Below are 13,155 nucleotides of genomic sequence, written 5' to 3' on the forward strand. Positions count from 1 at the left end.
CTTTTCATAATTGTAGGAAATCTGGTTGAAATATCAATCTATAAAGAGTGGTAAAGCTAGATTGAAAATGGGGATGGGGCATGGGGCATGGGGCATGGGGCATTGGGCATGGGGCATTGGGCATGATGTTTGATTGTGCCAAAATCTGATAATAAGGCTGACTTTTATAGCTGCGATCGCACTCTTGCTATTACGAATAAATACTTATAATAATAATAAGGTTTGTATAATTTTACGTATTTTAAGCCTTGCTATAGATAAAATTTACAGATGAGTATGAACAGATTGGAATCGCTTAGAGCAAACCTTTTTAAGCGCATTTAAATTACGAATTACGAATTACGAATTATCATTATGCCTGATTCATCGTTTGTAGGTTCGAGCCAGAAGAATGCGGCGACCAAGCGGGATGTAAAGCAGGTTCCGTTTGTTGAACTATATAATCACCGATTGCAAGGAGTCGTTTCTAGCGGTTCTGATATTGAACGAGTTTATGTGTCTTTTTTTGAAGCCGGAACCCTAGATTTCTATTGCAGTACAAATAACAATCGTCCTTGTGGAGGTTTGGGAGGCTATCCCTGTAAGCATTTGCAATCTGTGATGAAAGAAGCGATCGCAGCTTACGGTATTGACCAAGTAATTAATTATCTTAAGGTTCCCGGCGACCTCAATCAAATTACCTCCCCCCAGGATATTCTCAACCGTCGCGGTACAGTCAAAAAAGAACCAGCCAGCGAAGTCTTCAGCCGCTTTTTAAACTACCTCCGCTACCTCGAACTACCAACCGCCAACTCTCCCCTCCCCGAAATGAGTTGGTTTGTTTAACTATAGGGCATGGGGCATAGGGCATGGGGCATAGGGCATAGGGCATAGGGCATAGGGCATTAATAATATCTCCTTGTCCCCCTCATCTCCCTCATCTCCCTCATCTCCCTCATCTCCCTCATCTCCCTCATCTCCCTCATCTCCCTCATCTCCCTCATCTCCCTCATCTCCCTCATCCTCCCAGTCCCCAATCCCCAATCCCCAACCCCCATTCCCCATTCCCCATTCCCCATTCCCCATTCTCCATTCCCCATTCCCCATTCCCCATTCCCCATTCCCCATTCCCCATTCCCCAACACATGGCTTTCCCCGGCGCATTGCATCAAATCAGCGACAGCAATCAAGCAATATTCGAGTTGATTGCAAGTTTAGATGAGTGTTTTATTACTGGTTTTGCGAATTTAGATGAGCAACATTTACAAACTTTACAGGCTTTGGGGCGTGTATTTACTGGCACACCTCTACAGCAATCTTTAGTTGATGCGACTGCAGCAATTACCACAAATGAGTTTGTAGATAAGCATTTTGCAGTTTTGGCTACTGTGCGGGCTGCAATTCAAGGAGCTATATTTGATACCTTATTATCTCAGGCGCGGAGTTTGTTAGGACGCAAAGAAACGGCTGAGATAGAGTTGGACTATGAAACTGACGAACCGCCAAATAACCTCAAAGTGCTGCTAGCAAGTGTGCGTCACTGGTTAATGGAAATTGCTTTGGTAGGTTATGCACGTTTGGATATCGCAACTTTGGTTCCATTTTTAGGGACACTTGAACAAATCCAAGCGGAACCTTTATTAGTCAGACAAGCTGCTTTACTGACTGGCTATTTTAATGAATTGATGGGAAATCTTCCCGTGGCTGATAGCGCCACAATTCCCCGATATCGCTGGGTTGATTTGTGGACACAGGCGATGTTAGGAACTGTGCGCCCAGCAATTTTACCGAAATCACAGTTAATATCGGGTAATTTAGAAATTTTAGGTTTAGATTTACGCCAACACGCCAACTTAGTTAGCTTTACAGCCTATGGTTTGCTAGATGCGAATCATCAAACTCAGTTGGTGCGAGTTAGCCAGTCAGCTTACAAGGTAGATGCAATTAATAATGAGCAAATTTGGTTGCTATTTCCCAATGCGGCTGTGTTATTAGATGCTTTTGCACAAAACCGGGTATTGCAGATTCAAGATGTACCCTTGCTACCTACCGGAGATTTATTGTGGCAAGGTCAAGGCGAACTTGGTCAAAATTATAACTTGATGAAGCGGGCGGCGGAATTTTTTGCTGAGAATACAAGTAATAGCTGGATTTATTCTACAGTGGCCGCGTGCGATCGCCATCCCATCCAAATTGCGGAACCGATATATCTCAGTAATTATCAAGTCGTGAAAAATGACGAGAATATTGTTTTAAGTTGGGGTGATGCGGGTGAACTTAGCATTGCTAGTGAACGTCTCAGCAGTTTATCAGAATTAAATTTAGACATAATTGCCAAATCTCAGCAAATCTTCGGCTTATTACGCTTCGATGCGGGTAAATGGTCAATCCAACCTTTAGCAGTAGCAGTGAAAAACAAAATCACATCTACCGGACAAACCGCAGCGTCTGTCATTGCGAAAAAAGATTCCATTAAAAATAGCGTCGTGGGAATCTTACAAGAACGTTCTAGCCGACTACTGCGTAAGAGTTGAGGAAAAAACATGGATACAGAAAAAATTGCTCAACGCCGTCAAGTTGTATACTGGCGCTTGCTAACCAGTATGTTTGGCTTCAGCGAACAGGGTGCAAATTTTGAACAAATGGCGACAGAAGCTGTCAGCGAGTTAAATTTACCTCAATTAATCCTCGACCCTAATATTAGTATTGAAAACTTACTCCACCGCTACCCAGAATTAGCAGCTGATTTTAATAATCCCATTATTCCCCAAGACGACACAACACCGGAAGCTGAAACCGCTACCCTACGCCGAGGATTAGTTTTCTCTAAATTACTCCTAAATGCTTTCGGCCCCAACACCCAAACCGGAGTTGTCACCGCGCAACAATACGCGCAATGGTTAAAAGATGTAGGATTTTTAGAAAAAGCTTTGGGATGTCCCCCAGGAAGTTTACGCGGACAAGGGCCAGGAATTGGGAAAAACCCCGGACAGCAAAATCAAGGACAAGGTAGCAGTCAAAGTGGCGGTATGGGTGCGGGTTTGGGTGCTGGTGGCGGTTTCACCGTTACCGAAGAACAACTGCGCGCCACCCTAAAAGCTTTGGAAGGCGAATTAATTCACCGCATGGCTTTACATGAAGTCCTGAAAGATGACAGGTTAGCCAGTCAACTTACACCATCAATGGCTTTGGTGGAACAGCTATTAAGAGAAAAGGCGAATTTATCAGGAAATGCGCTGAAAAATGCTAAACGATTAATTCAGGAATATGTAGACGAACTCGCGCAAGTACTGCGTTTACAAGTCGCGCAAGCTGTCGCTGGAAAAATTGATTATTCCGTTCCGCCAAAACGGATATTTCGCAACTTAGATTTAAAGCGGACAATTTGGAAGAATTTAACTAATTGGAATCCCGAAGAACAGAGGTTATTTGTTGATAGATTGTATTACCACCATACAGCCAAGAAAAAAACACCAACTCGCATGATTGTAGTTGTTGACCAATCAGGTTCAATGGTGGATGCGATGGTGCAATGTACAATTCTCGCGTCAATTTTTGCCGGACTTCCGAATGTGGATGTGCATTTATTGGCTTTTGATACGCGAGTCATTGATTTAACAGCTTGGGTACATGACCCCTTTGAGGTTTTGTTGCGGACTCAATTAGGTGGAGGGACGCATATTCATGCGGCGTTAGTGGAAGCTGCACAAAAGATTTTAGAACCAAATAATACGGTGATGGTGTTAATTTCGGATTTTTATGAAGGTGGTAGCGACCAAGTTTTATTTGACTATATTAAATCGTTGAAGGAGTCGGGATTGCATTTTATTCCTGTGGGTGCGGTGACGAGTTCGGGATATTTTAGTGTGAATCAATGGTTTAGGGATAAATTGAAGGAGTTGGGTATGCCGATTTTGACGGGGAGTCCGAAAAAATTAATTCAGGAGTTAAAGAAAGTAATTGTTAATTAACCTCTTACCTCTGTGCACTCTGCGCCTCTGCGGTTAGAAAAAAATTTTTTGAACCACAGAGACGCAGAGAACGCAGAGAAAAACTATAGATAATACTTTAGGAGATAAAAATGGCAAGGGTTAAGAGTAATAATACAAATGGCGCTAGCAAAGAGGTAATGTTAAGACAGCCAGCAGAAATGAAATATGCAGAAGAATTAGAATATTTAGCCTCAATTGATAAAGGTACAAAACCCTTTTCTTGGCGACTATCGCCGCAAATGGTACGCACCTTTGTATTAGGAAGTACCCCATCGCAAAAGTTAGATAGACAAATTGAGCAGAAATGGTACGGAGATAGTGCGATCGCAGAACGTGCTATTGTCACTTTAGCTTCTGACCGTGGTTTACTGTTAATTGGTGACCCCGGTACAGGTAAAAGCTGGTTAGCAGAATTACTAGCGGCGGCGATTTCTGGGAATTCCACCTATGTAGTTCAGGGAACTGCGGGAACTACAGAAGACCAAATTAAGTATTCTTGGAACGTGGCGATGGTAATTGCGGCTGGTCAATCCCGCGATTCTTTGATACCTTCACCAATTATGACCGCCATGCATAGCGGTGCAATGGGCAGATTTGAGGAATTGACACGCTGTACTTCCGATGTCCAAGATGCACTGATATCTATACTGAGTGAAAAGTATATTTCTATCCCAGAATTAAAGACAGATAACGTCGCTTTTGCACAACCAGGATTTAATGTCATCGCCACAGCCAACAGCCGTGACAGGGGTGTCAATGAACTTTCTTCAGCCTTAAAACGGCGGTTTAATTTCGTACATATGCCGGTGGTGACGAATAAGAAACAGGAAAAAGAAATTATCCTGTTCCGCACCAAAGAATTAATGAACCGTCACGGCTTTGAAGTCGATGTTCCGCCAACCTTATTAGATGTATTATTGCAGACCTTTGCCGACTTGCGCGAAACCAGCGCCGCCGCTAGTTCCGATGACCAGCGTTTAGAATCGGCGCTTTCTACAGCCGAACAAATCGGTGTATTAGAAGATGCGATTTTACATAGTCGGTATTTTGGCGCGACTAATTTAGAAGCGGGTGCATTAGCCAAGTCATTAGTCGGTACTTTAGTACGTCGTCAACCAGAAGATATTTCTGTAATGAATCAATTTTGGCACGCCGTTGTGGAGAAGCGCAGTCAAGAACAAAAAGGTGAATGGGAAGCTTTTCTCGAAGGTGGAAAACAAGCGATGGGTTTATTTTAAGCAATAAATCTCTAACAGAGGTGCGCGTTAAGATGAGTGAATATCTCAAAGAACTGAATATTTACAGCTAAAGGAGAACACTATGACTATTGCCGCTTCCGATACACCTTTGGCAAAATCATTACCTACAAACATTACCATACTTCAAGGCATTAACTGGGATACATATCAGAATTTAGTGCGAGATTTGGAGTCACAACCAGGAACGCGACTAACTTATGATGATGGCACGTTGGAGATTATGATGCCGCTACCACCACACGAAACTTTTAAGAAATTACTTGGTCGTTTTGTTGAAGTTACTACAGAAGAATTAGGAATTGAAATTCGTAGTTTAGGTTCTACAACTTGGACAAGAGAAGATTTACGCAAGGGTTTAGAACCAGATGAATGTTATTACATTCAAAATGAGTTAGCTGTGCGTGGTAAAGATGTAATTGATTTGACAATTGACCCACCCCCAGATTTGGCAATTGAGGTTGATAGTACCAGTAGTTCAATGAATCGTATGGGGATTTATGCGGCGTTGGGTGTGCCGGAAGTATGGCGTTTTGATCGTGATATTTTGACAATTTTGAGTTTAGTTAATAATGACTATCAACCCTGTGAAATGTCGTTAGTGTTACCGATGTTTAATGCTGCTGTGTTGATGAAGTTTTTGGAATTAAGTTTAACGATGGGTGAAACAAGTTTAATTCGTCATGTGCGGCAATGGGTAAGAGAAAATTTAGCTCAATCGTCATAGAAAATCAGGTATAAATTGGTAGAAACGATGCGGATGCCTTCTCAATCAAACTCTACAGGCCATAAATCTGAAACTGCTACTTCCCAACCTGGAAGCAGTTCGGGAACCGTTAGTACATCGCCATTGTGCAGTACTATTACCTCTTTTCCCACATTGTAAACTTCCACAATTTGCTCATCGGGATTCAGCAAAATTCCGACTTTAGTTCCCAAACTCAGAAATTCTTGAATCTTCCCTCTGATATCCTCTAAATTATCGCTGGGAGACTTAACTTTAACAATTAAATCAGGAGCCAATTGAGCAAAAGATTTGGGACTGCGACGCAAACGTTCGGCTAAAACAAATGAAGCATCTGGTGCGCGCACATCTGAGTTTGGCAATCTAAAACCAGCGCTAGAAGCTGTTATTCTGCCTAGCTTACGCGGTTTCACCCAGTTGTATAAATAGGACACGATTGTAGCAGCAACTTCATCTGATTCGTATCCTGATGGACTCATGACAATAACATTACCTTTAACTAATTCCATGCGATAGTCGGGGTACTGTTGCTGCATTTTCTCTAAATCTTCAACTGTCAGTGACATAAAGCCTCCGATTCTGACATGGGTTGTATTTATATTATGGAGAATCAATAACACGCCTACCCACAAAAGACAAATGACAAACCCCACAAGTTAACTTTATTTATTTACGCATTATCTAAAATTCCCCAAAAAATAGCACATTAAAACCCTAAATATAATTTGAATCTCTTAATTACGAATTACGAACTACGAATTACGAATTAATTATGGTTACTCTCCCAACTGCATTCAACGCACTCCAAGAACAACTCCTCAACGCGGCGGAAAAATTCGCTACCGATGCTCAACCTTTAAGCGAAATGCTAACGGCTTTAATCCAAGACGTAGAAAAAGCCAGCAGCGAACCCCTAGAAATATTCCCCGTATGTCATCACTCCCCATCCTCCGCCTTACAGATGGTGCGACGGTTACGGGAAAAACCACCGAAAGTCATTTACTTGGAACTGTGCGAAGACTTACAAAACACCGTGGAAAATCTCCGCGATTGTAAATTACCCGTTGCTTTACAAGCCTTCGCTGCTGAATCTGAGCATTTTTCGCCGACAATCATGCCGTTGAGTGTGGTTGCACCGATTACCGAAGCTTCCGCAGAATATCAAGCGATCGCATTTGCTCTCCAACATCCCGAAACTCAGCTAGTATTTGTAGATAGGGCGGTGGATTTTGTCTTTCAATGGGAACCCCCTGATACTAAAGTTGCTGAAGAATCGGAAGAACCTCCCAGCGATGAAGCCAAAATGCATGGTTCAGCAGTTGGTGTAGAAGTAGGTAGTCTCGTCCCCACTTTCGACCAATTTTTAAGTTTTTTACTGCGAAACTCCAATACCCGCCACTTTTCGGAATGGTGGGATGAATATGTAGAAACAGCAATTATTGGCGCAGACTACCAAACCTACCGCCAAGTCATGTTTCTCATCGGTAGCTTAATGCGCCGTTTAGGAACCCGCAACAAAGATATCGAAATCGACCGTCAGCGCGAACGCTATATGTGGACTTCCATGAAAAAACACATGGCGGCACATAATATTGCACCATCGGAAGCTATCTATATATGTGGTGCAGCGCACTCCGCTAGCGATGTGGCAGAATATAGCGTGACTAATAATCATCTCTGGGAAATTCCAGAACGCACCCAAACCAAATGGTTATATGGTTTAATTCCTTCTAGTTTTGCGGCTATTGAATACCAATTTCATCACCCAGCAGGTACGGTATCCCTAGCAGAAGCAACTTGGAAAAAGAATCTCAAGGTTACGGGATTAAAGGGATTTTCGCTGAATAAAGAAGAAAAAGCAGCTAAAACAAAGCCAGTTCCTGTTACAGCGACAAATTCCAACCTCACCGCCTTTTTAACTCGTCCCCCAGAATTAGCCAAAGCCGATACCGAACAATTATTACAATGGTGTGCTGATATTGTTGGATTAGCGCGAAAAAATGCCTATTTAGCCAGTACCGCCGATTCTATCGCCATCTATCAAACCTCAATGCTGTTAGCTGGGATGCGAAATCGAATGCATCCCACACCCTACGATTTTCAAGACGCAGCTATTACCTGCTTAGAAAAAGACCGTACTCCCAAAAAACGCAATATTTACCAACTTTGCCAAATTTTACTCGGAGGCGATCGCATTGGTACGGTTGGTTACGCTTCTTTACCTCCCCTAGCGCAAGATGTGTATGACAGACTTCAACCTTTAGGAGTCAACTTACTTGCACAAACCAACCAACGCGCCTTAATGGATTTCAAACAACAGCCGGAACTTCTACCATGTTCCGATGTGCTGTGGCGATTGTACTATTTATCCGGTGATACGATTGTCAAGCCAATTATAGGCGATCGCAGTCTTGGTTCCAAACCAATTCAAGAATCTTGGGAAATTCGCATCGGTAAATACCAACGCCATCTCATTATGCTTGGTTATGAAGGAGTTAGCATCGAGCAAGTTTTAGAACAGCGCCTTAAACAAACAGCTTTCTCTCCCCAAGCCAAAACCAGCGAGGTTCTCAAAGCCACAGAAGATAGCATTTTATACGCGCGGAGTTTGCGACTTACCCAAGAACTCGGAGAACACGCGATTTCTCTCCTCAAACAAGAAACAGGTGTCAGCGATGCACCGCAAGTATTTGAACGAGTCCGCAGGTTAGTACACTATTACCGCGCCACACCCACAGGCTTACCACAATGGATAGAGCGTTTTGTTACCACAGGTTACGGACATTACGCCACCTTACTACCCCAAGCCTTTGCAGATAGGGGAACCACCCCCGAACAAATCGCCGGGATGTTGAATTTTATTTTCACCTTGGAAAGTTTGGCGCTATCTCTTGGTTGTAACCGCAGTCAATTATTAATCGGTGTTAAACAATCTAGCCAAGGTTTAGATGACCCCGCCAAAATTGGTTTATTGTGGACAACGGAATGGTTACTCACATTAAGAAAACTAGAAGAAATTCGGGAATTCTTCAATGATGTGATTAACAACGAAATGTTAATTAAATCTTTCCCTGAATACTTAAATGGATTTATCTTATCTCTGACATTTGCACCCAGAATTAGTAAATTCGTTGTCGAACTTTTGAGTAAATTATTTGCCACAGTTCCCGATAAAATTTTATTACCTTGGCTACCAGGGTTAATTCTCAAGCTGCGACCCCATGCCCAAATTCTCCAAGCATTAATTAAAGAAGCCTCAAATAATTTCCCCAAAAACTTATCTGGCTTCAATCACTGGGTTCCCGCCTGGTCGAAACCGCAACTTGAAATTAAAGAACAAGTCAATCGAGTTGAGGCTGCACCAACACTCAGCGAAAATGAGTTAAAAATCCGAGAATTTCTGTTTAATTATCCAGCCACAACCAATGCGCTAGCCAAACTACTTGGTATTGAAAATTTAACTTGGCAAGAAAATTTAGAAACACATCAAGCACACCAAGAAAGTTTATCTGAAACCGAACTCAAAACCCAAGAATTAATTAAGAATTATCCAGCAACATTAAATTATTTTGCTGGACTACTTAATTCAAGCTTTAGTCATGCAAACTAGTAAAACAAGGCAAAAGTAAAAAGTAAAAAGAAAGAATAGTTATAGCACAAGCCTTTTAGCAATTACAGATGGTCTGTTTCTCTTACAAAGTTTGGCGGGACGGAAACCGACACCGCCAACTTTGCGCTATTTACGCCGATTTGTACTATTTTTTGAAATATACATTACAAATTCCTCGGGCACAACAAGGTTATACCAATTTGAAAAAAGAAGGCGACAGATAGTAGGGGCAAGGCATTGCCTTGCCCTCTAGAATATATTGATGTGTCGCAAACATTATTTGCATTGGTATTAGGTTGATGTAAGGAAACCCAACATCCAAAAACACGTCACACAAAAACGTCCCTTTGCAATTCGGCTAGGGACGGTACATTTAACAGTTATCAAATTCACTATTAACTTACAGCACTTTTGAAGTAAGTGAGGTACATCATGAGTAATGAGTAGGAAATTTACTTATTATTCACTACTTATTACTCATTACTTTTTTCAATTAGTTGCTGTACCTCATAAACATCGAATCTGCTGTATTTAATGGCTACAGCTAGCTTCGTTTTGATGATGACCTTTACAACCACCTTCGTGATGGTGGTCATGATTTCCACCCACGCACCCTTGTAAATCTTTACCCATCAGATTTTCAGCCATTGCGCGGAAGGATTCATCGACTGGCTGTAAACCAATCCAAGCGTCTATTTTATCTACTTCAAATCCTACCTCTCGGCGATCGCCTACTTCTAGTAACGGACGGCGAATTAATAGCGGATCTTGCAGCATCAAGGATAAAGCGGTGTTTGCATCCAGCTTTTCGGGAACCACCTCTCCAGATTTTACCCTGGGCGAACTGCGATTAAACCATTCCGCTACGGGGCGATCGCCAAAAAATGAACGTAATCTTTCGGCTGTCCAAGGTTCTGTTAATAAGCTTTGTGGTACAACTTCATGGCCTGCGGCTGTCAGCAAAACTTTTTGCCGAGTACCACCTTTACAGCCTGGTTTTTCATAAAAAATTACTTTAGCCATTGAATCATCTCCTGGTTATATCTGTGATGAGATTAGTCATTTTAAACTCAGATTTACGCAGAGTTTTGTGAGTTCAATTGCGGAGTAAATTCTAAAACTTTTTAGCAATATGAGTCACTGGATCAAACTCAAATCTTTCTTTGGAATCGGTTTCGCCATAGACGTTAAAAGTCACAGTTGGTTCATCACCTACTGCTTCCACACAATGAATTGCATCAGGAGTAAAACTAATAATATCTCCTGGTAATAGATTAACTTCTGTCGTAGCCTCTAATTTATGTTCAGCATCGGGGTTAGGATTTCGCCGCCAGATTGTATTCTTTTCTTCACCTTTTAAGATAGCAACAATTCCCCAGGTTCCATGATTATGAATTGTGGATAATGTCCCTGGTGCAAATGTGACTGTTTGCACTGTTAAAGGAAAGCCCAATTCATCATACATAAGTAAAACAGAGGTTCCTGTTTTCACTTCAGGTTCTAAATATTGGCTACGTACCCAGTAGGAATTCACAATCAAGCGTCTAACCAGCATTCTTAATTCTGGTAGCCGGCTTGATTCATCTTCCACATCATTAAGAACATCTTCTACCTCAGTTAAAAACCGATAAAGACGATAATTCTCACGTAGAAAATCCCATGCTCTCGCAGATTTACACAGTTGTAACTTGCCATCCCCAGTTACAAGAAAATCCCTACCTTGCATAAATTTTAAACCGTCAATCGAAATGAATTTTGCGGGATTACGGGAGCAGGAAGATTAATAGGAGTAAGAGTTGGAAGAGATGGATTAGTAATTAGAGGCGGCGGAATCAAGCTAGGTGTCCGAATGGCAGATAAGGAAGTGAAGTTATTAGATAAATAATTATTCATTGGAGTGACCAAATAATTACTAATTCGTAATTCGTAATTCGTAATTTTTATTGCAATGTATAGAAGTGACAAAATTTGATGTGGATTTTTGAGACAATATCCACAATTAGGTCAAGATACAGTTTTGACTCTTAATCCTGGACAGCCTTCACAAAAGAATGTCCAAGTTAAATCTTAATTACGAATTACGAACTACAAACTACGAACTTTAATCGTCTTCTTCTGGTGGACGGGTGAGAATATCTAGGAGAATTCCTGAGCCAAAATCGTTTTTGTTGTCTATCTCCTTAACTCTGGTGCTGATGATTTTAGCCTGCTCGATATCTCCGAGTTTGGCTAATACTAATCCGGAAGCAGCATAAGCATTCAAATATAGCCTGATTTGCGGGTCTTCTTTCCGACTAACTAAAATCGGTTGGAGTTGTTCCCAGTCATCAGGAAATTTTTCTGCTTCTTCAATTTTATCTAATAATTGCCTTGTTGTTTGCAGCGCTAATAAATAATTATTTTTGTAATAAAAGTACCTATATGCTGCTACTAAAACATCTGTATTTTCGCCAGTTTTAGCAACAGCTTGTTGCATATATTTCTCAGATTCAGATGTGTTTTCCCAAGTCTGTGCAGCTAATATTAGTAACTCTTTGACATCCTCTGGAACTTGAAACCATGAGAATTTATTAGTATCAACTTGCATAATTATCTCCTTTAGGGATTGGGTACTGGGTACTGGGGATTGGGGATTGGGCAATTCAATTTTGGATTGAGTTTAAATCTAAAATCCAAAATCTAAAATCCAAAATCTAAAATTCCTAGTACCCAGTCCCCAGTCTCTAATACCCAGTCCCTTAGAATAAAGTGAGAATGTACACTAAAGTGAAGAGAATAATCCAAATGATGTCTACGAAGTGCCAGTAAATTTCTGCCATTTCAATGCCAGTATGTTTGGTAGCAGAATAATGACCTTCGCGGCGCGATCGCCACAACACACCTAAGATTAATAACAGTCCCACAAATACGTGTAAACCGTGGAAACCTGTCATTAAATAAAAGCAGTTGGCGAAGATGTTGGTAGTTAGGCCGTATCCTAATGTGGCGTACTCGTAAACCTGCCCAGCTAAGAAAATTGCGCCCATGATTGCGGTGAGGATGTACCAAAACCGCATTCCGTTGACGCTATTCTTTTTAATCGCTACATCACCCAGGTGAATCACGAAACTGCTAGACACCAGAATGATGGTATTCATAGCAGGTAAAAATAACTCTACTTCTGTACCTTCGGGAGGCCAAACTGCTGCGCCACCTCTCAAGTACAAGTAAGTAGCAAAAAATCCCCCAAACATTAGGGATTCGGAAACTAGAAAAGTCAACAATCCCCAAACTCGTAAATCTGGATGATGTTCTTGGTGATGTTCGCTCGTTGTTGCGATGGTCATATTATTTATGTAGTGGTCATGAATTGCATACAAACAAGGAACTCAATACTTGTCGGTTAAAGGGAAAAAGGGGAATGGGAAAAGGGAAAGAAAAAACCTTTAACCCTTAACCCTTAACCTTTTCCCCAAAACCCATTTTGAGTTCAAAACGCTATCCCTTGTAGTATTGAGAAGGGGCTAGTAACGCTACGCGGAATTCAAAATTCCAGCAGGAATCAGGCGTAAGCGTTTCTTTGAGGTAGTTTTC

The 13,155-nt window shown here is 41.6% G+C and carries 13 protein-coding genes; 6 read left to right on the forward strand and 7 right to left on the reverse strand.

Translation table 11 applies throughout. The annotated features are described in order from the left end of the window. Window positions 1-4: 4 nt before the first annotated feature. Entirely contained in the window at window positions 5-142 is a 138-nt protein-coding gene (locus HGR01_RS23340) for a hypothetical protein (RefSeq protein ID WP_155539518.1), read from the reverse strand. 212 nt (window positions 143-354) lie between these two features. Between HGR01_RS23340 and HGR01_RS23345 the strand changes: the two genes are divergently transcribed. Beyond that, window positions 355-825: a hypothetical protein gene (locus HGR01_RS23345; protein ID WP_045873072.1), complete on the forward strand. Its 471-nt coding sequence runs from the start codon at window positions 355-357 to the stop codon at window positions 823-825. On the opposite strand, the gene HGR01_RS23350 is transcribed toward HGR01_RS23345, so the two are convergent. Further along, window positions 826-1,107: a hypothetical protein gene (locus HGR01_RS23350; RefSeq protein ID WP_264263473.1), complete on the reverse strand. Its 282-nt coding sequence runs from the start codon at window positions 1,105-1,107 to the stop codon at window positions 826-828. 17 nt (window positions 1,108-1,124) lie between these two features. On the opposite strand from HGR01_RS23350, the gene HGR01_RS23355 reads away from it, so the two are divergent. From HGR01_RS23355 to HGR01_RS23370, 4 genes are all read left to right on the forward strand, one after another. After that, window positions 1,125-2,513, forward strand: a complete 1,389-nt coding sequence (locus tag HGR01_RS23355) for a hypothetical protein (protein ID WP_045873073.1) — start codon at window positions 1,125-1,127, stop codon at window positions 2,511-2,513. 9 nt (window positions 2,514-2,522) lie between these two features. Next, window positions 2,523-3,950 carry a VWA domain-containing protein gene (locus tag HGR01_RS23360; protein WP_045873074.1) on the forward strand — a complete coding sequence of 476 codons (1,428 nt, stop codon included), beginning with the start codon at window positions 2,523-2,525 and terminating at the stop codon, window positions 3,948-3,950. 110 nt (window positions 3,951-4,060) lie between these two features. Continuing rightward, complete coding sequence (locus tag HGR01_RS23365; RefSeq protein ID WP_228045555.1) at window positions 4,061-5,209, forward strand: ATP-binding protein; 1,149 nt, start codon at window positions 4,061-4,063, stop codon at window positions 5,207-5,209. Between the two features lie 82 nt (window positions 5,210-5,291). Beyond that, window positions 5,292-5,954: a Uma2 family endonuclease gene (locus HGR01_RS23370; RefSeq protein ID WP_045873075.1), complete on the forward strand. Its 663-nt coding sequence runs from the start codon at window positions 5,292-5,294 to the stop codon at window positions 5,952-5,954. Between the two features lie 41 nt (window positions 5,955-5,995). Here HGR01_RS23370 and HGR01_RS23375 read toward each other — a convergent pair whose 3' ends face one another. Then, entirely contained in the window at window positions 5,996-6,538 is a 543-nt protein-coding gene (locus HGR01_RS23375) for a Uma2 family endonuclease (protein WP_045873076.1), read from the reverse strand. 206 nt (window positions 6,539-6,744) lie between these two features. On the opposite strand from HGR01_RS23375, the gene HGR01_RS23380 reads away from it, so the two are divergent. Next, window positions 6,745-9,582: a DUF5682 family protein gene (locus tag HGR01_RS23380; RefSeq protein WP_052335340.1), complete on the forward strand. Its 2,838-nt coding sequence runs from the start codon at window positions 6,745-6,747 to the stop codon at window positions 9,580-9,582. Window positions 9,583-10,113: 531 nt separating this feature from the next. Here HGR01_RS23380 and HGR01_RS23385 read toward each other — a convergent pair. The 4 genes from HGR01_RS23385 to HGR01_RS23400 form a co-directional block, all read right to left on the reverse strand. After that, complete coding sequence (locus tag HGR01_RS23385) at window positions 10,114-10,605, reverse strand: ArsC/Spx/MgsR family protein (protein WP_045873077.1); 492 nt, start codon at window positions 10,603-10,605, stop codon at window positions 10,114-10,116. Window positions 10,606-10,696: 91 nt separating this feature from the next. Beyond that, a complete protein-coding gene (locus HGR01_RS23390; protein WP_045873078.1) occupies window positions 10,697-11,308 on the reverse strand; it encodes a cupin in 612 nt (203 codons plus the stop codon). A gap of 375 nt (window positions 11,309-11,683) precedes the next feature. Next, the gene (locus HGR01_RS23395; protein WP_045873079.1) at window positions 11,684-12,169 is read right to left on the reverse strand and encodes a hypothetical protein; all 486 of its coding nucleotides are present in this window, start codon (window positions 12,167-12,169) and stop codon (window positions 11,684-11,686) included. Between the two features lie 151 nt (window positions 12,170-12,320). Continuing rightward, window positions 12,321-12,908: a heme-copper oxidase subunit III gene (locus HGR01_RS23400; RefSeq protein ID WP_045873080.1), complete on the reverse strand. Its 588-nt coding sequence runs from the start codon at window positions 12,906-12,908 to the stop codon at window positions 12,321-12,323. Between the last annotated feature and the right edge of the window lie 247 nt (window positions 12,909-13,155).

The organism is Tolypothrix sp. PCC 7712, assembly GCF_025860405.1.
GTDB lineage: Bacteria > Cyanobacteriota > Cyanobacteriia > Cyanobacteriales > Nostocaceae > Aulosira > Aulosira diplosiphon.

Excerpts from the sequence above, each read along its gene's own strand:
- HGR01_RS23345 (WP_045873072.1), top strand. The coding sequence starts at position 355 with ATGCCTGATTCATCGTTTGTAGGTTCGAGCCAGAAGAATGCGGCGACC.
- HGR01_RS23350 (WP_264263473.1), bottom strand. The coding sequence starts at position 1,107 with ATGGGGAATGGGGAATGGGGAATGGGGAATGGGGAATGGAGAATGGGG.
- HGR01_RS23355 (WP_045873073.1), top strand. The coding sequence starts at position 1,125 with ATGGCTTTCCCCGGCGCATTGCATCAAATCAGCGACAGCAATCAAGCA.
- HGR01_RS23360 (WP_045873074.1), top strand. The coding sequence starts at position 2,523 with ATGGATACAGAAAAAATTGCTCAACGCCGTCAAGTTGTATACTGGCGC.
- HGR01_RS23365 (WP_228045555.1), top strand. The coding sequence starts at position 4,061 with ATGGCAAGGGTTAAGAGTAATAATACAAATGGCGCTAGCAAAGAGGTA.
- HGR01_RS23370 (WP_045873075.1), top strand. The coding sequence starts at position 5,292 with ATGACTATTGCCGCTTCCGATACACCTTTGGCAAAATCATTACCTACA.
- HGR01_RS23375 (WP_045873076.1), bottom strand. The coding sequence starts at position 6,538 with ATGTCACTGACAGTTGAAGATTTAGAGAAAATGCAGCAACAGTACCCC.
- HGR01_RS23380 (WP_052335340.1), top strand. The coding sequence starts at position 6,745 with ATGGTTACTCTCCCAACTGCATTCAACGCACTCCAAGAACAACTCCTC.
- HGR01_RS23385 (WP_045873077.1), bottom strand. The coding sequence starts at position 10,605 with ATGGCTAAAGTAATTTTTTATGAAAAACCAGGCTGTAAAGGTGGTACT.
- HGR01_RS23390 (WP_045873078.1), bottom strand. The coding sequence starts at position 11,308 with ATGCAAGGTAGGGATTTTCTTGTAACTGGGGATGGCAAGTTACAACTG.
- HGR01_RS23395 (WP_045873079.1), bottom strand. The coding sequence starts at position 12,169 with ATGCAAGTTGATACTAATAAATTCTCATGGTTTCAAGTTCCAGAGGAT.
- HGR01_RS23400 (WP_045873080.1), bottom strand. The coding sequence starts at position 12,908 with ATGACCATCGCAACAACGAGCGAACATCACCAAGAACATCATCCAGAT.